The 16,732-nt window shown below is 59.3% G+C and carries 14 protein-coding genes and 1 pseudogene; 9 read left to right on the forward strand and 6 right to left on the reverse strand.

Annotated elements, in window-relative coordinates:
• Nucleotides 1-273 (forward strand): annotated as a pseudogene (locus tag COLINT_RS07705) (ModD protein); the annotation flags it as partial.
• Between the two features lie 6 nt (nt 274-279).
• Nucleotides 280-1,668, forward strand: a complete 1,389-nt coding sequence (locus COLINT_RS07710; RefSeq protein WP_006723914.1) for an APC family permease — start codon at nt 280-282, stop codon at nt 1,666-1,668.
• A 147-nt stretch (nt 1,669-1,815) separates the two neighbouring features.
• On the opposite strand, the gene COLINT_RS07715 is transcribed toward COLINT_RS07710, so the two are convergent.
• The 3 genes from COLINT_RS07715 to COLINT_RS07735 form a co-directional block, all read right to left on the reverse strand.
• Nucleotides 1,816-2,271: a nitrous oxide-stimulated promoter family protein gene (locus COLINT_RS07715; protein ID WP_006723915.1), complete on the reverse strand. Its 456-nt coding sequence runs from the start codon at nt 2,269-2,271 to the stop codon at nt 1,816-1,818.
• Nucleotides 2,272-2,277: 6 nt separating this feature from the next.
• The gene (locus COLINT_RS07720; RefSeq protein WP_006723916.1) at nt 2,278-3,960 is read right to left on the reverse strand and encodes a DUF2130 domain-containing protein; all 1,683 of its coding nucleotides are present in this window, start codon (nt 3,958-3,960) and stop codon (nt 2,278-2,280) included.
• 1,169 nt (nt 3,961-5,129) lie between these two features.
• Nucleotides 5,130-5,939, reverse strand: a complete 810-nt coding sequence (locus COLINT_RS07735) for an MT-A70 family methyltransferase (protein WP_039910728.1) — start codon at nt 5,937-5,939, stop codon at nt 5,130-5,132.
• A 98-nt stretch (nt 5,940-6,037) separates the two neighbouring features.
• Here COLINT_RS07735 and COLINT_RS07740 point away from each other — a divergent pair, with 98 nt between their 5' ends.
• Nucleotides 6,038-6,859 (forward strand): BglII/BstYI family type II restriction endonuclease, encoded by an 822-nt coding sequence (locus COLINT_RS07740; RefSeq protein ID WP_050750580.1) that lies wholly within the window; start codon nt 6,038-6,040, stop codon nt 6,857-6,859.
• 54 nt (nt 6,860-6,913) lie between these two features.
• On the opposite strand, the gene COLINT_RS08675 is transcribed toward COLINT_RS07740, so the two are convergent.
• Nucleotides 6,914-7,084: a hypothetical protein gene (locus COLINT_RS08675; protein WP_169302884.1), complete on the reverse strand. Its 171-nt coding sequence runs from the start codon at nt 7,082-7,084 to the stop codon at nt 6,914-6,916.
• A 162-nt stretch (nt 7,085-7,246) separates the two neighbouring features.
• Between COLINT_RS08675 and COLINT_RS07750 the strand changes: the two genes are divergently transcribed.
• The gene (locus COLINT_RS07750) at nt 7,247-7,636 is read left to right on the forward strand and encodes a (deoxy)nucleoside triphosphate pyrophosphohydrolase (protein ID WP_006723921.1); all 390 of its coding nucleotides are present in this window, start codon (nt 7,247-7,249) and stop codon (nt 7,634-7,636) included.
• A gap of 11 nt (nt 7,637-7,647) precedes the next feature.
• On the opposite strand, the gene COLINT_RS07755 is transcribed toward COLINT_RS07750, so the two are convergent.
• Nucleotides 7,648-10,602 (reverse strand): DEAD/DEAH box helicase, encoded by a 2,955-nt coding sequence (locus COLINT_RS07755; protein WP_006723922.1) that lies wholly within the window; start codon nt 10,600-10,602, stop codon nt 7,648-7,650.
• Between the two features lie 118 nt (nt 10,603-10,720).
• On the opposite strand from COLINT_RS07755, the gene COLINT_RS07760 reads away from it, so the two are divergent.
• Nucleotides 10,721-11,251, forward strand: a complete 531-nt coding sequence (locus tag COLINT_RS07760; protein ID WP_006723923.1) for a cysteine hydrolase family protein — start codon at nt 10,721-10,723, stop codon at nt 11,249-11,251.
• A gap of 137 nt (nt 11,252-11,388) precedes the next feature.
• Here COLINT_RS07760 and COLINT_RS07765 read toward each other — a convergent pair whose 3' ends face one another.
• Nucleotides 11,389-12,210: an endonuclease domain-containing protein gene (locus COLINT_RS07765; RefSeq protein ID WP_233418446.1), complete on the reverse strand. Its 822-nt coding sequence runs from the start codon at nt 12,208-12,210 to the stop codon at nt 11,389-11,391.
• A 785-nt stretch (nt 12,211-12,995) separates the two neighbouring features.
• On the opposite strand from COLINT_RS07765, the gene COLINT_RS07770 reads away from it, so the two are divergent.
• From COLINT_RS07770 to COLINT_RS07785, 4 genes are all read left to right on the forward strand, one after another.
• Entirely contained in the window at nt 12,996-13,556 is a 561-nt protein-coding gene (locus COLINT_RS07770; protein WP_039910730.1) for a ferritin family protein, read from the forward strand.
• Nucleotides 13,557-13,847: 291 nt separating this feature from the next.
• Nucleotides 13,848-14,354, forward strand: coding sequence for an HD domain-containing protein (locus COLINT_RS07775; protein WP_039910793.1), 507 nt, complete (start codon nt 13,848-13,850; stop codon nt 14,352-14,354).
• Complete coding sequence (locus COLINT_RS07780; RefSeq protein ID WP_169302885.1) at nt 14,354-15,340, forward strand: putative ABC transporter permease; 987 nt, start codon at nt 14,354-14,356, stop codon at nt 15,338-15,340. The genes COLINT_RS07775 and COLINT_RS07780 overlap by 1 nt, the downstream gene beginning before the upstream one ends.
• 186 nt (nt 15,341-15,526) lie before the next feature.
• Nucleotides 15,527-16,669, forward strand: a complete 1,143-nt coding sequence (locus COLINT_RS07785; RefSeq protein ID WP_039910732.1) for a hypothetical protein — start codon at nt 15,527-15,529, stop codon at nt 16,667-16,669.
• The last annotated feature ends 63 nt before the right edge of the window (nt 16,670-16,732 follow it).

Genomic DNA, 16,732 nt, shown 5'->3' on the forward strand with positions numbered 1-16,732 from the left:
GCCTGCACACGCGCCTGCGCCGCCTCGCGCGGGGCCGTTGCCTGGGCCGGCGTCGACGGCGTCCAGCTCGACAAGGTCGCGGTCGACGAGCTGGCCGAACTGGTGGGCAACCTGCGCGCGCTCGACCCGCGCCTCACCATCATCGCCGCCGGAGGCGTCAACCCCGAAAACGCGGGGGAATACGCCGCCACCGGCGTGGACGGACTCGCCACCACCGCGCCCTTCACTGCCAAGCCCATCGACATGAGCGTCCGCATGCGACGCCTGGGATAGGAAACCATGACCTCTTCCTCCAAGTCCGCCACCGAAGGCGGCGCCGCCAACGCCGATGCCGCCCCGGTGAAGCGCTACTCGCTGTTCACCGCGATCTGCCTGATCGTGGGTATCTGCATCGGCTCCGGTATCTTCTTCAAGTCCGACAACATCCTCATCGCCACCGGCGGCAACGTCGCGCTCGGCGTCGCCATGATGCTGCTCGCCGCCACGACCATCGTCTTCGGCGGCCTCACCCTGGCCCGCTTTGCCGCGCGCACCACCGGCCACGGGGGCCTGATCGCCTACGCGGAGGAATTCCTGGGCCCGCGCCGTGCCGCGTTCATCGGCTGGAACTTCACCTTTCTGTACATGCCCGTCGTCTGCTCCGTGCTCAGCTGGGTTGTGGGCGTGTACGCGTGCATGACCTTCAACCTGCCCGGAACGTTTGCCTGGCAGATGAGCATCGGCCTGGTCTTCCTGTTGGCTTGCACCGCGTGGAACATCCTGTGGCCCACCTTGAGCGGCTACTTCCAAAATCTCACCACGCTGGCCAAGGCTCTGCCGCTGGTGCTTGTAGGCGTGATCGGCCTCATGGTGAACGACCCGGTCGCTCAGCTGAGCTCCGACATCGCCGCCGCCCCTGCAGCCGGCACCGTCTGGATCGCCGCCGCTGCGCCCATCGCCTTTGCCTTCGACGGCTGGAGCTCCGCGGTGAGCATCGCCCCCGAGCTTAAGGACGCACGGCGCAACCTGCCCCGCGCCCTCGTCGCCGCGCCCATCATCATCCTCGTGCTCTATCTGGGGTACTTCGTGGGCATCTCGTGCTTCCTCGGCCCGCAAACCGTCATCGAGGCGGGCGACGCCAGCCTCTCGCTCATGTTCGTCAAGCTCTTTGGCGAGCAAGCCGGTGCGCTGCCCAACGTCATCGCCTTCATCGCCGTTCTCGGAGGCGCCAACGGCATGGTGCTCGCAACCCTGCGCATGCCCCAGTCCCTGGCACTTCACCACATGATGCCGTTCGAGCACATCGTGAGCCGCATGAACCCGACCCTGCGCTTCCCGGTGGTGAGCGCCATGATCGCGCTCGTCACCACGTTGCTCTGGGTAGGGGTGCACACGGTGGTGAGCACTCTTGGGCTGCTTCCCAACGGCGACATCTCCGAGGTCGTGGTGGCAATGACCATGCTGATCCTGCCGCTGTACTACATCGAGGCCCTGCGTGGGGCGCTGTGCGAGGATGCCCCTGCGCTCACGCGCGCCCGCCGTGCCGCAGCGCCGGCCATCGCACTCGCCAGCTCGCTCGCCATCGGCCTGTCGAGCATCTCAGATCCCACGCGCTGGCCGTTCGTCGTCGCCTTCACTGCGTTGCTCCTCGTGATGACCTTTGCGCTCACGCCCAAGCGGGACGCGTAGACGTCCGGGGGCGCACACTCCTCTCGTGCCTCGGCAAACGCGGCCCTCATGGTGGGGTTGCTCCGCGTGAGTTTGCAGATGCCGAGCCCCTGGGCCTTGCTGTTCGCCAGACGTAGGTTGTTCTCGCTCGAGACCAGATTGCTTCTCCTATCGTGATGAGCGGACACGCCGTCGCTCGCGTTGCGACTCGAGCATATGGCGTATCGCCATCACGGGGTGATGGAAGAGCATGCGCGGACCCGCGTACCGCATCACCGTGCGGATGCGCTCGCGCATCTCGGGCCGGTAGCAGTGCACCGTACAATTCGAGCAGAACGTCTTCTCTTCCATGAACGGGCAGCGCTCGCTGCGCGCGTGGGCATACGCCTCGAGCTCGGCGCATTCGGGGCAGAGGTCCCGCTGCTCCCCAGAGTCCCGCTCCCGAAGGGCCGCCCCCTCCTGCACCTGCTGCATCTCGCCGCCCCGCTCTCGCAGCGGCGCCGAACGATGCGCGGAATGATTGCCCTTGCAGTACAAGGCGATCATCTGGCTTACGATTTCCTGCTCGCGCTCGCGCTTGCGCTTCAGCGCATCGGCTGTCACACGCGTCTCACTCTTCCCCATCGCCCGCTACACCTCGCAGCCATCCGCAAGATCGGGCTCGGCGCCCGGCGCCTCCTCGACGGTGACGCCCTCGCGGGCAGCGCGCTCCGCCTCCTCGCGAGCCTCGTCGAACTTCGCCTTCATGGTTTTGTTACCCCAGGTAAGCTTGCGGATGCTGAGCCCCTGGGCCTTGTCGTTCGCCAAGCGCAGGTTGTTCTCGCTCGAGATCAGGTTGTCCTTGACCTTCTGCAGGTGTTTGATGGTGGTGTCGATCTCGTCGATAGCCGTCTGGAACTTGCGGCTTGCCAGATCGTAGTTGCGGTTGAAGCCCTCCTGGAATCCCAGCAGCTTTTCCTCAAACTCCGTGACATCGATGTTTTGCTGGCGTACGAGCTCGAGCTCCTGCTTGTAGGCAAGCGCGTTCATGGCGGCGTTACGCAGCAGCGTGATCATGGGAATGAAGAACTGCGGGCGGATCACGTACATCTTCTCGTAGCGATAGCTCACGTCCACGATGCCCGTGTTGTACAGCTCGCTCTCCGGCTCAAGCAGGGTGACCAGCACCGCGTACTCGCAGCCCTTCTTCTTGCGGTCCGAATCGAGCTTCTTGAAGAAGTCCTCGTTCTTGTGCTTGGTGGCCGTGGTGTCGTTCTCGTTCTTCATCTCGAACATGATCGAGACGATCTCGTTACCGGCCTCATCGCACTCGCGGAAGATGAAGTCGCCTTTGGTGCCGTCGGAAGCGTCGTTGTCCTTCTCGAAGTAGGCGTGCGGAAACGCCGTGGCGCGCAGTTGGTTGAACTGGGTCTCGCAGTGCTGCTCGAGGGTCTCGCCCACCATCTTGGTGGAAAGGCGCGCCTTCATATCGCGCAGACGCTCGATCTCCTCGTCCTTGTAGCGGATGAGGTCCTGAGCGCTCTTGCGGGCCTGCTCGATCTCGAGTGTGTGGGCGGTCTCGATTTGCTGCTTCTCGGCGGCGCGGACCTCCTGCTCATGGGAGAGCTCGAAGCGGGCGGCGTCCAGATCACGAGCGAGCTTGGCGCGCTCCTCCTCAAATGTCGTACGCGCCTCGGTCACCGCCTGCGTCACCGCAAGATCGCGCTGAGTGGCGCCGGCATCCAACTGGGCCTTGAGCGAGGCGATCTGCGCATCGCGCGCGGCAAGCTGTTCGCGGAGCTCCTCCTTTTGATCGGCGGCATCCTGCTGGGCAACCATGCGCTCGCGCTGGGCGGCGACCCTCACCGCAGACTCGCGCTCCTCAACGGCGGACTCGAGCTTGGCAGAGAGCTCGGCGACACGAGCATCCGCCTCGGCGCGGACGCGCATGAGCTCGGCCGCACGCTCGCTCTGCTCCTTTGCGAGCTGAGCGGCTCCGGCAGACTGGGCCTGCTGCAGGGCCGCGGCGCTGGCAGCACGGGCCTCCTGCAGCTCTGACGCACTGCGAGCCTTGACCTCCTGCAGCTCAGCCGAGCTACGGGCGAGTGCCTCCTGGAGCTCCGCCTTTTGGGCGGCCATCACGCGGTCGAGCTCGGCCTTGGCCTGAGAACGGGCAAGCTCGAGGGCTTGCTCGTGCTCGCGACGCAGCGAGGCGGCACGCTCCTCCACCTCATGGACAAACTGGTCGTCGCGCACTTTGCGAACGATACCCTCGTAATCGCTCTCATCGAGATTGATGACCGTCCCGCACTTGGGGCACGTGATCTGGTTCATATGCGCTCCTCGCTCGTATGCCCGAAGAATTCTTCGGGCCCGCTCCTCATGCTCCAAACTATAACCGCCCACCCGGACAAAACTTCGGGCGGGCGGGTGCTTCGGCTCGACACACCCCTCGTCTTGCGAATGCTACCATCCAGCTGATACCGTGCAGCTCGAAGCCCCCTACAACTCTTTTTGCAGATACACCATGCCCCTGGGCTGAACCCCGGCTTCAAAAATCGGATGGTCGTAGTTGTCGATGAAGAAGTTGGACAGCATATGCGACCGCACAAAGCCGCATGCCTCGTTAAATGGCACGATGAGAGAGCTGTCACCCGTTCCAACCTGCAGACGTCGTGCGTCGACGAATAGCGCGCCGCCGCAAAATCAAGAAGGGCGCGACCCGCGCTGCGGCGCCGGCTCGCAGGTAAGACGGCGAGGCTCTTGACCTCGGCGACGCGGTGCCCCCGTTCATCAAAGCCTTCGTCAGTCACCACCATGCACCCGAGCGCCTCCTCCGGACGGACCGATACGTCGGGGTCGTCCTCGCCTGCAGAGGCGAAACAGGGGGCAGCAGGTGATGCACAGGCGCAATCGCCCCGCTCAAACGCAATGAATATCTCGCCTCGATGGAGATAGCGCTCGACCATGCCCCACTGCTCATCGGCGAGCAGAAGCAGGTCGCGATATCGCTCGCGGTCGCGAACCACTGGCACGATATACAGGGATAGCGTTATGCGCACCTCCATGGGAATGCAGGGGGAACCATGCCGCCATTCTAGAGCGCGTCCCGCACAAACACGGCGGCGCGGACTTGGTGCCAAGGGCTGCGCTCGGGCACGACTTGCAGCACGCGGCACTCGAAAGCGGAGCCGTACCCGTAGAAGAACATTGGTGCAGCAGCTCGACCAAGCCTGCGGCGATGTAAGCGGTCATCGCTCTGCGAGATTTGACAATTATGAGCTAGGCACTCTCGAACAGTTCTCGAGTCTTTTCATGTTTGCCGAACAGGAGGCTCTGCGACGCTCTTACTAGCCAATCAACGTTAACGAGCAACATCGTTAAACGAGCGTACAGCGAAGCGCCTTGCCTAGATATTTCTCAGCATCCATCGAGATCTGAAGCTACCCATGTACTCAATACCCAACCCGAAGGAGCGTTCATGCCCTTGCAACATACAAACTCTACAGAGCCTTCTTCGGCCCGCGCTTTCTTAACTCCGTTCCCGCAGATATAAGAAGAGTGCGAACGCGTTGGATCGAATAAGAATGCTCGGCTGCCAAGCTGCTGATTGATGCCCCGGACTCGTACTCCCTTCTAAGCGCAATTGCAACTTTGACTGAAACTTCTTTAGGGAGCCGTTCGTTTGGGCTCAGCTCGGGCAGTATAGGACCGCCCTCGTATCCCTTATAAACCTTTCCCTGCGGAACAACATCCGGATCAGACTCATTACCCCAGACGGCCCAGTGTTCGCGTGGGTATCTTGCAAACATTTCAAGATACGGACCCGGGGAGCACGACTCGATTAGTTCATACTGCTCATCGGGCTTTCTGCTATGCTCTCGTTTTCGCGTTTCAATCATATTGACCTGACTCCGACCAGGCGCCAGAGTCCTCATGTGACCCTTGACGCCAAATAATAGAAGTTCAGTCACATTTCTAAAGTAGAAGCCGACCCCACGACCGTCTGGTCCACCGTCCTTACGTCGCTTGGCCCAGACTATATTGCTAACATACCGAAATCCCCAGGCCTCCATAACTTCAATGCCTTCGGGAAGAAGGGCGTTTGGAACCCATAAGTAGAGGTGGGCATTTTCTGCCGTCACGCTAGACACGGGCAGCATTTTGATTTCTTCCAAGGACATGGTGGCATACCTTCCCAACCTCTTGTGTTCAGGCGCAACCTTCCCGGTCCTGTTTTGAAATCTCCAAGGTGGATCCGATAATACCGTAGAAAAACCACCTTCAACGGTCGGCAGCGGTTCATAATTCATACAGGACACACTCCTTCGGTTCAGATGAGGATATTCTAACATAAATAGATCTTATTTTAGATCTATTTATGTTAGAACTTAGGGCGATTGGATTGAACATGGTTGAGACAAACACATATAACGAGGTTTTCCCTGCAAACATTTTAGATAAATACACCTTTATGGAAACGGGCTCCGCGAGCAAAATTGCAGAAGCTGTCTGCCCGTTGGAACTAAATGACATTATCGAGGTGTTAAACGACTTCGTCTTAAGCTCACGCCTGCTTTTAACGAAAGGGGGAAATCGCGGGCCAATTCCGATCATTCTTGACGGAGCCTTCTCCGACCGAGGCTGGATTGAGGCAAGAATTGACCTCTATAAAAGGGCTTTCATTTTTCAGGGGCAGAACGCTCCGACCGTTGCCGAAGATCCCTTGGGTGAAAATGCGAACAATCATCTGGTATCGGAAACATATCAACAAGGATATTCTGTCGACAACGTAAAGGGTCGCATCGCATTAGATGTGGAATGGAATCCCAAAGATGGCAATCTTGACCGAGATTTCTCCGCTTATCGCGCCTGGCACAATGAGGGCCTTATTGATCTAGCAATCCTTATTACTCGAATGCATGAAGAGACTCGCGTAATTGCGGATGAGGCGTGGGCAGAATTCATTGAGATCGAGCCTGATTTCGCCTCGGAAAAACAAACCGTGGATTACCGCACAACAACTACGGCAAATTTTGAAAAAGCGCGCGAGCGCATTTTACGTGGCGACCTGGGGACCTGCCCAATTCTAGTAATTGGGATTGGAAAGAAAACTTGGGATGGACTGCCCTGGGATGGCTTGGCGGTGAAATACGAAAAATCACTCGGCACCCTGGTGCTAAAAGATGCTTTCGGCCGCAACGATCTGGTCGCAGAGTTTTGCGGGATATGATATCGTCGCTATGACATTTGTCCGTGCGGCACTCGAAACGAAGTCCATCTCGCCTCACCTTGCGTCGCGCACGAACACGGCGGCGCGGACATGGTGCCAAGGGCTGCGCTCGGGCACGAGCTCCAGCGCGTTACCGGCCTTGAGATCGCCCAAGACTAACGCGCCATCGTGGTGTTGAAACCCGGCGATATGAAATAAGAATAAGTTGCGTGACGGTTCGTACATGATTGACCCCTTTCGATCGCCGGGGCGCACGACTCCATACGTGCCCCTCATTACGACCCAAAGGTACGGCCCCGTGCGGACAAAACTATATCGACCACACCTCAAGCAATCTAAGACGCCCTATAATCGGTGCGAAAAGTTCTCGACCCCTGGAGCATCCTCATGAAAACCATCCACGTAGCAGCAGCAATCATCTTAAACGGCAATAAGGTCCTCGCCTGCCAGCGCGGATATGGCGAGTTCAAGGGCGGCTGGGAGTTTCCCGGCGGCAAACTCGAACCCAATGAGACTGCTGAGCAGGCCTGCATCCGCGAGATCAAAGAAGAGCTGAGCGTCGATATCGAGGTCGCACGTCACCTCTACACTGCCGAGCACGACTACGACACCTTCCATCTTTCGATGGATTGCTTCGCCTGCTCGATTGTTTCCGGCACCATTGTCGATACCGAGCACGAAGACATGAAGTGGCTGCCCCTCGACAACCTCTGGTCGGTCGATTGGCTTCCGGCCGACATCAAGGTGGTAGAGGCGATCGAGGCAAGCCTGGCATAGAGCCCCCGACTTTATGCCTCGTCGCCCTCAACAAACACGCTCGTGATGTACTCATAGATATCGCGCCTGACGGGCGTTTCCAACTGATAGCCGATTTCGACGGCGTTCTCGTTCGCGATCGTCATCGTCTGCACAAAATGCCCCGTCGGGTGCATCTGGCCGAGGAAATAAAACTCCTTACTTCCTTTGTCGTTCGTGTTCTTGCGAACAAACAGATAGATTTTCATGCCGTTACCCGGCCATGCCATGAGCCGCTGAATATCCTTCGATGCAAGCGTTCGTCTCTTTTTCGAGATGCCGATGAGCTCGCAATCCGAGACAAAACGATCCTCGTATTTGATGGTGTCGCTGATGTCGGGCGCTTTATCGTAGTTGATGAACACCGGGAACGTATTCGTCTTCTCGTTGTACATATAACCGCCGATGTTTTGCGGCGTTTCGCTTCGATCCCATCCGAGCAGGCGACATACCTCCTCATAGGTATACTTCGCGTTCAACACGAAGCTCGTATCCCGATATGTCTGCGCGTAAAGTTCCTCATGGCGATGAATACCGAATTCGACGACCTCATTCAACTGTCGCCTGAACTCCGGATCCAGCAGACTTGCACGGGCCGCATCCGTCCAGCGAAGGACACCATCGGCCCCCTCCTCGACGAGCGATACGAACCAATTCGGCGAAGAAAAGCCACCGTTAAGCACATTCGTTGCGGACTTCAGAGCTGCCACTCTCGTGCCAACAGAGCTCTCCGCACTCGGCTGCTTGCCGCCACCGACAACAGCAAAAGCCCCATCCCGTGCAAGAAGCGCACGCAACAGATACAGTTCATCGGCGCGCTTACCGTTCGCGAGCTTCTTTGAAACGAATTTGAGAATGTTCTCCTGCGCCTCGCTGAATGTGACGTCGTACGCCTTTTCATATCGAGACAGAAAACCGTGATAAGAGTCATATTTATTAAAGATGAGCAATGGGTCGATCGATCCGTTGCGATCGAAATCGAGCAACGAGGGAATCGCGCCGAGCATCTGGCGCAGCCCAAGGTACTCGTCCTTCAAAAACCGAGCAGCGGTAAAATCGCCCTGATCGATTGCCTGGTAAATTCGTCCCTCCGACACGCGGTCGAAGCTCACGGTAGAGGCGCCAGGAATAACCGTGCTCCCCTCTTTTACGATCGCGCGCAAACGATCCTTGTTGTAGGTCTTATCGCCCGACAAGGCCACGGGAATCAAGAAGTTCTGCTGGTAATTTCCAATGAAGTCGAGAACCAGCGTGCTTTCCTTGTTATCAGCCTTACGCAAGCCACGACCAAGCTGCTGCACGAACACGATGGAAGACTCCGTCCGGCGCAACATGATGATCTGGTTGACCGCAGGGATGTCGACGCCTTCGTTCAGAATGTTCACCGAAAAGATGTACTCAAGCTCGCCGCTTTCAAGCTTGCGGATCACCTCATCTCGTTCCGCATTGCTATCGTTGCCGTCAATCGCTTCCGATTTGTATCCGCGTTGGGTGAACTGCTTCGCCAGCTCACGCGCCTCCTCCAGCCTGCTGCAGAACACCAGGCCCTTCCTGCCATCTTTCTTGACCGAGTACTCCTCGATCTTATCGATGATGTGGTTCACGCGAGCCTCGCTCGTGAGCTTGGAAAACAGCGTGAAGTCACTCTGCTCTTCCTCGTCGATGGCAAGGTCGGCGATACCAAAGTAGTGAAACGGCGCGAGCATGTCCTCGCGCAAAGCGTCTTGCAAGGTGATCTGGTAGGCGATCACATGGTTGAACAGGGCGAAGACGTCATAGCCGTCGGTTCGGTTGGGGGTCGCCGTCATGCCCAAGCAAAACTTTGGTTTAAAGTGCTCAAGAATGCGCTGGTAGCCCTTCGCCCCCACGCGATGGGCTTCATCAATGACGATGTAGTCGAACAGCTCGGCATCGATTTTGTCGAGATAACCACAGATGGTCGAACACATCGCAAAGGTGCAGGTGAACTCGGTTCCATCGCCACCGGCCCTATACAAGCCGTACGTGTAGTTATCCCCCAACAACTTTTTGTAGCTCGCCATTGATGCGGTGAGGATACGCTTCCTGTGCGCCAGAAACAGGACACGGACCGGGGCCGCCGCCTTCACATCAAAGGCCGAGAGGTACGTCTTTCCGGTACCCGTTGCCGAAACGAGCAGAGCGCGAGGATCACGTCGCTCGTGCAGAGCAGCAAGGGCCTCAAGCGCCTTCTCCTGCATTTTATTCGGCTTGATCTTTTTACTCGAAGCCTCGTTCTCTCCGAGAACGGCAATGGTGCTGCCGTCCGAAAAAGCGGCCTTGCCCTTAGGACGGGGTGCCATTGCGGTTGAAATGTACTCACGATAATGGCTGATCCACGTTTCGGTAAGGGGCGCCGTCTCCGAGCAATTCCAAAGCAGCTCGAACTCGCGCTTCAAATCTCCGACCGCACCATCCGCACCATAAGAACGGAAGAGGACATTCCACTCCTGATTGCAGGTCAGTGCTCGGTCCGTCAGGTTTGAGCTGCCCACGATCACGGTGTTCAGGCCAGACCTATTGAACATATAGCCCTTGGCATGCAGATTCTGCTGGTAAACGCGCGTCTCGATATTGTCATACGTCAAGAGCTTTCGATACACATCGGGGCTGTTGAAGTTAAGGTACGTCGAGGTGAGCAGTCGTCCTTTGATGCCCCGGGCCTTCAACTCCGAGAGCATCTGCACCAGACACGTCAGGCCGCCCTCGGAAACGAATGCGACGCAGAAGTCGAATGTGTCGTTCTCCCCCAGATCCGCGAACTGACGACGCAACACCGACAGAAGGTTGTCGCCCGTTGTCTTCGAATTCGAAATGAAATGAGGACGACTATCGAACTCAACGCTCGCCCCGGCCGAAGCGCCAACCAGATCGAGCCGACTCAAGCCATTTTCAGCAGTTGCATTCACGTGTTCCTCGACGTTAGCCATGCTCACACCATTTCAAAATACAACAGGTCATGGCCAGGATACCAAAGCGCCGCATATAATGGCAGGCAGCCGGCATTTCAGATGTGTCCCAGCTCAACTCACCAAAGGAGCCCTCGCCATGTCCAACTCCTATCTCATCGTCGTCGACATGCAAAATGACTTCATCGACGGCGCCCTGGGCACGCCCGAGGCGCAGGCCATCGTCGAAGCAGTCGCCCAGCGCGCCAGCAGCTTCGACGGTACGGTCGTTTTCACCAAAGACACCCACGGCAGCGACTACGCCGCCACGCAAGAGGGTCGCAATCTGCCCATTCCCCACTGCATCACCGGCACGACCGGCTGGGAACTCGCACCCACCCTCGAAACGATTCGCGCCCGCCGCAGCGCTCCCGTGTTCGAAAAGCCCTCGTTCGGATCGCTCGACCTCGCCCACTGGCTTGTCGCGCAAAACAACGTCGCGCCCATCGACTCCATCGAACTCTGCGGTCTATGCACCGACATCTGCGTGGTCAGCAACGCCCTCACCATCAAGGCGCACCTGCCCGAGGTCCCGCTCGCAGTGAATCCCGCCCTGTGCGCCGGCGTCACCCCCGCCGCGCACGACGCCGCGATCGCCACCATGGCGAGCTGCCAGGTGCAAATCCTGTAACCGCGCTCGGGCCTCGTCTTGCGGCGGCCCTTCGCCCCGATGACCCGCCGGAGACGGGCCCCATGCCCACGCACGGATCTCACCCCGCGCCGCCTCTCGCGACCTCGCGATTGGCGGCGTTCTTGTATTTTGGCCAACTACCGCGCCAACGCCGCAGCGTACTGTTTGAATGCGGGGATGAGCTGCATGCGCAGCACATTGCGACGAGCATCGAAACCGCCGCTGCGGATTCTCAGCCGAATGCCCATCGCACGCGCAACGTCCGCGACGAGCTGGTTATATAGATGCTCTTCGACAATGTCCTCGTACCAGACGTTCAATATGGTCCATCCCGAACCCACCAACTTGTTCTGCCTGCGGTCATCGCGGCCGGCCTGCTCGATTGCATGGAACTTGCGACCCTTGTACTCGAGACCGACCTTATGACCGGGGAATGCAACGTCCACATAGCGGTCCCCGTCGGCGGTTGAGACGCGATGGTTGAGCGAGACGGGCCCGAGGGCATAACCACCGAGTCGCCGCGGCCAGGTAAGCAATGCGCACAGAACGGATTCCATGGGCGAGTTGGACCCGTCGCTGACCAGCTCAAGCGCCTCACGGGCCCGGACGATTCCCGGCGCTCCGGGCATCGCATCTAACACGCGTGCGATCTGCTCGACGGAAGTCAGGGGCTTCGCCGTGTTGGTAAGGCCATCCCACGAATCATCGAGGAGGTAGGTTCCACACAGCTCGAGGCCGATCAGCGCCAGCTCCTCGACGGTGCGCTGCCGCTTCTTGTGCAGGTCAACCGTTGCAAGATGCAGAAATGTCAGAGCCGGGCTCGTCACCAAGACATCCCTATTCACGTAAATAAGCGAACGAGGTGGTAACTCCGCCGCACTGCGGTGGCACACGATGTCGTCGCGGCTACGGGCGCCCGACTCTTTGGACACCAGGATATGCACGGGGCGCGTTTTCACACCCAAGCGCTCCATGTCGTCCGTAAACATCGCTTTTGGCGATATGCCGCAGCCATCCAGCTTTTGCGTGCGCGGCCTATCCAAAAACTCCGGCGCTAATCGCCCGCTCGATCGCATAAATTCGAGCGCTGACTCTCCAAAAATGCATACGCTCATGACCGTCGCCCCCTCGGCCCGATACGTTTTGCTCGGTGTGGTCAAAATACCCCGATTGTGCGCCGAGCAATCAGTGGCGCAGTCGCGTTTGCCCAGAATTGAGAAAACCGATCCGGCCAGCCACGCGCCGTGGCAACCATTGCCTCCAGCCGCCATCGGCAAAACCCCAGGATTGCCCCGCGCGAGAAAATATGCACGAGTGTTTTGACCCCGCTTTCAGCGCACAATCAGGGTATTTTGACCATTTTCCCGGAAACGCATATTTTGTGACCCCCTTTTGAGGGTTTGAGAACTTTTTCGCGCGCCATGTTGCCGCTGCAGAACCACCCGCCGCCACCCCTCCCTGAGCGTCCAGACAAAAGCAGGGGCACAATCAGCTCTTGGCCTGTTCGGACGGACACTTAGACGCTCCATCTTCCCCGTCAACACGCCGATCGCCATTCCACGACCATCTCCCCAAGGCCTTGAACTGCACGTTCGCTCATTTGTGAACTATTTGAGAATGAATCCTAATATGTTTCCGTTTTAGGCTCATATGATTCTGAAACTGTGCCATAATGCAGATGTCAAAGCGCGACCGCGGGTTCGCCCCAAGGAGCGCATTCGCCTGTGTTCAAAGGAGAACAAACATGAAGTTCGTTTGCCCCGTTTGCGGTTTCGTTGAGGAGTTCGACGGCGAGGAGCTGCCCGCTGACTTCAAGTGCCCCCAGTGCGGCGTCTCCGGCGACCGCTTCACCAAGGTCGAGGAGGGCAAGATGACCTGGGCCGCCGAGCACATCGTGGGCGTTGCTCACGAGGAGGGCGTCACCGAGGACATCATCATGGACCTGCGCGCCAATTTCGAGGGCGAGTGCTCTGAGGTCGGTATGTACCTGGCCATGGCCCGCGTTGCCCACCGCGAGGGCTACCCCGAGATCGGCCTGTACTGGGAGAAGGCCGCCTACGAGGAGGCCGAGCATGCTTCCAAGTTCGCCGAGCTCCTGGGCGAGGTCGTGACCACCTCCACCAAGAAGAACCTCGAGATGCGTGTTGAGGCCGAGAACGGCGCCACCGCCGGCAAGTTCGACCTTGCCAAGCGCGCCAAGGCCGCTGGCCTGGACGCCATCCACGACACCGTGCACGAGATGGCTCGCGACGAGGCCCGTCACGGCAAGGCCTTCGCCGGTCTCCTGGCTCGTTACTTCGGCTAAACCGAGGCAACGCTTCGCAAAACGCTTTCCATAACGGATCGCAAAAGACCCTGGGGTTCGCCCCAGGGTCTTTTTCATATGCGGAAAGCAGGGCCCACGGCACTAGTTTTTATGAACGAACCCCCGCGTCTACAGAGCATTCGCATCCGAATGGTAACGTTGTATCTTTAACGCTGGGCAACCGTGTCGGTTTGCGCCCAAGGGACACTCGTGAGGAGCCACTCGATGACAAATGTGCTTGAGGATCGCGCGATGCGCGAATCGCGAAAGGCCTGCGCGGAAGCCTGCCCCATGCGTTGCGCAACCAGCCCCATCGACGAGGTTGCCCACATCGCCCATATCTTAGAAACGCAGGGTAGGTTCGGCCTCACGCGAAGCTTTATCCAGCACGGCACCATGAGCGTGCATGCACACGTGATCTCCGTTGCACGCGCCAGCCTCGCCATGGCCGGGCGACTCGAGCGCCTGGGGATCCGCATCGATCGCGCTTCGCTCATCCGCGGTGCGCTCCTTCACGACTACTTCCTCTACGACTGGCACGACCCCGACCCATCGCATCGCCTGCATGGGTTCACGCACCCATTCACCGCGCTCGCCCGCGCGGAAGAGGACTTTGACGACCTGACCGAACGAGAGCGCAACATCATCTCCCGTCACATGTTCCCGCTGGTTCCCATCCCTCCCACCTGCCGCGAAGCATGGTTGGTGTGCCTGGCCGACAAGGCCTGTGCGCTCCATGAAACCATCGCGGGGCGGCTACCCAAGCGCTCCACAGGCTGCAAGGAGGTATCGCAATGATGACGGACTTGAGCGGGATCATCTCTGAACTGAACTCGACGGGCGCTCCCCTATCGGCGCTGTTTTTGTCGTTCATCGTCTTCTCATTCATTGGCTGGCTCTACGAATCCACCATCTGCGCCCTTGCGAACTACGGGCACTTTGCCAACAGCGGATTCCTGCTTGGCCCATGCTGCCCCATCTACGGTGTGGGATCACTCGCATGCTGGTTTCTGCTGCGAGACATTCCGAGCGTCGCCGTTCAGTTTGCGGCCGCCGCGCTCGTATGCAGCGCGATCGAATACGGCGTAGGAGCGGTGCTCGAACGGATCACCGGAGCGCGATTCTGGGATTACTCCAAGTTCCCCTTCAACATCAACGGCAGGGTCTGCCTCTATGGCGCCGCGCTCTTTGGAGCGGGGGCGGTGCTCATTTGCCGTATCGCCGAACCCGCCCTGCTGAACGCATTGGAACTCATACCGCCGACCATCCTGGCAGCGGCAGCCTTTGCATGCGCAGCGCTCCTGGTCATCGACACCGTGTTCACGCTGGTCAGCTGGCGTCAGCTCTCGCAAAAGCTCGAGCTTCTCAGAATCGAACTCGCCGACAAGGTCAACGACTCGCTCAAAGATGCTTCCAACTCTCTGCTCGACAGAATGCCCGATGCGGCACTGGATTCTGCTGCGGGAATCAAAGCCCGGAGCGGGGAACTCAATTCATGGCTCGCCGAGATGTCGGATAGCGCCTTCGAGGCCGTACGCGGCAAGGTGGAGATGCCCTCGTTCATGGCCGAGGGCGGGCAGAACCTCAGGCTGGTTGTGCGCCATGCCCGCAGCATTGCCCAGCGCGCCGAGATCTCCACCCCCGAAAAGCTGAAGACCGTTCTTACCCGCCGTGAACTGCGTTTCTTCAACGCGTTCCCAGAGATCAAGCTGAAGGCATATGAGGGAATCATCCGCGCGACGAACCTCAAGGAGCGAGCACGCGAGCTGTTTTGCAGGAGGTAGCGGGCAACCATAACGGGCAGCGACATTATCACTCCACTCACGGATTGGAACCATCGCCCCATGATGCTCCCTCCCCGTCTGCGGCATACTCAGGAGAACCGAGACGCGAAGACGTCCTCCCCCGAAAAGAGGGCTGCCGACAGCGCGCCTCAAAATGACAATACGCAGTTTAACCTGGGAGGACCCATGCTCAGCACAAGCGATGCAAAGCTGGTTAAGCGCTATTACCTGCTCCCCAAGGCAGCCTGGTATTCCCTGGTCTCCTTGTTTCTCACAGGCGGGCTCGCGATCCTGCTCGTGATGATCGACAACATCGGACTGGGTTCCAAAGGCTTTGGAGACCTGCAGCTGATCGCCATGGCCGCCTTCATGATCGCCGAGGGCGCGGTGTGCATCGCCTGCGGGGTGGTCGCCAGGCGTGGGCTTGGTAGCGCCCACTGGCAGGAACTCGAGCGTGAGGCCATCGGCGGTAACGCGAACATCGGGGCGAACCCGGCCGTCACGGGCGGCATCGGCGTGGCGGCCGCGGGGCGCTTGGTCGACACCCTGGACAACGACGACCTCGATGCCCTGAGCGCAGGGTTGGAAATCGCCGGCGCCGCCATGTCCGCATACGGCCTCTTCGACACCATGCGTCGCATGAGCCGGGCCGCGGCCGCAGTTGCGCGCGTTCACGGGATGGAACTCCCCGGGCTCGGCCGCACGCGCCTCCTCGTGATCGGCCTGCCTCTTCTCCTCCTCACGCTCGCCTTCGTACCGCGCTTCATCGACTCCGCCGCGCAGTCCTCGGCTTCCCAAGAGGCCTCCGCACGCGCCATCCAGGCATTCAACGCCGCACTCGAACCCGTGTGCAGCTACACCCTCGCCGACGAACCGCTCGAGCACCGTCAGGACAGCGGCTACCGCGTAAGCGGGAACATCACCGATGAAAACGGCGACATCGTGGCAAATGTCTCGATCGAGACGGACGAATACGGCAACGTCGACAGCGTGGTCTACAACGCCGACGTCAACATCGCGCGCACGCCCGAGGAGAACCTCGCCTTTGCCGAGGAGAGCTTCGCGCGCTTCTACGAGGCGATCTCCAGCGTGGATATCGAAGCGGAGGGAATCGAGCTGTTGGACACGGGACTCGTCAACGCGCCCGTGCTGCCCGAGGAATTCCGCCAGGCCTTCCTCGCCGGCGACTACTATACCGCCATCGACACGGACCTCGACGACACCGGCACCCTGCGCGCTTGGGCCCTCTTCGACACGGAACCGGAAGAGGAATTCGACGAGTACACCTCACCGCAAATCTCCGTCTACCTGATTACGCGCAGTCACTAGATGCGTTATTTTTCGACCCTCTATCCCTGACGATTTTCCATTGCCATCTACCAGCTGTTTTAA

This window comes from Collinsella intestinalis DSM 13280 (assembly GCF_000156175.1).
GTDB classification, from domain to species: Bacteria; Actinomycetota; Coriobacteriia; order Coriobacteriales; family Coriobacteriaceae; genus Collinsella; species Collinsella intestinalis.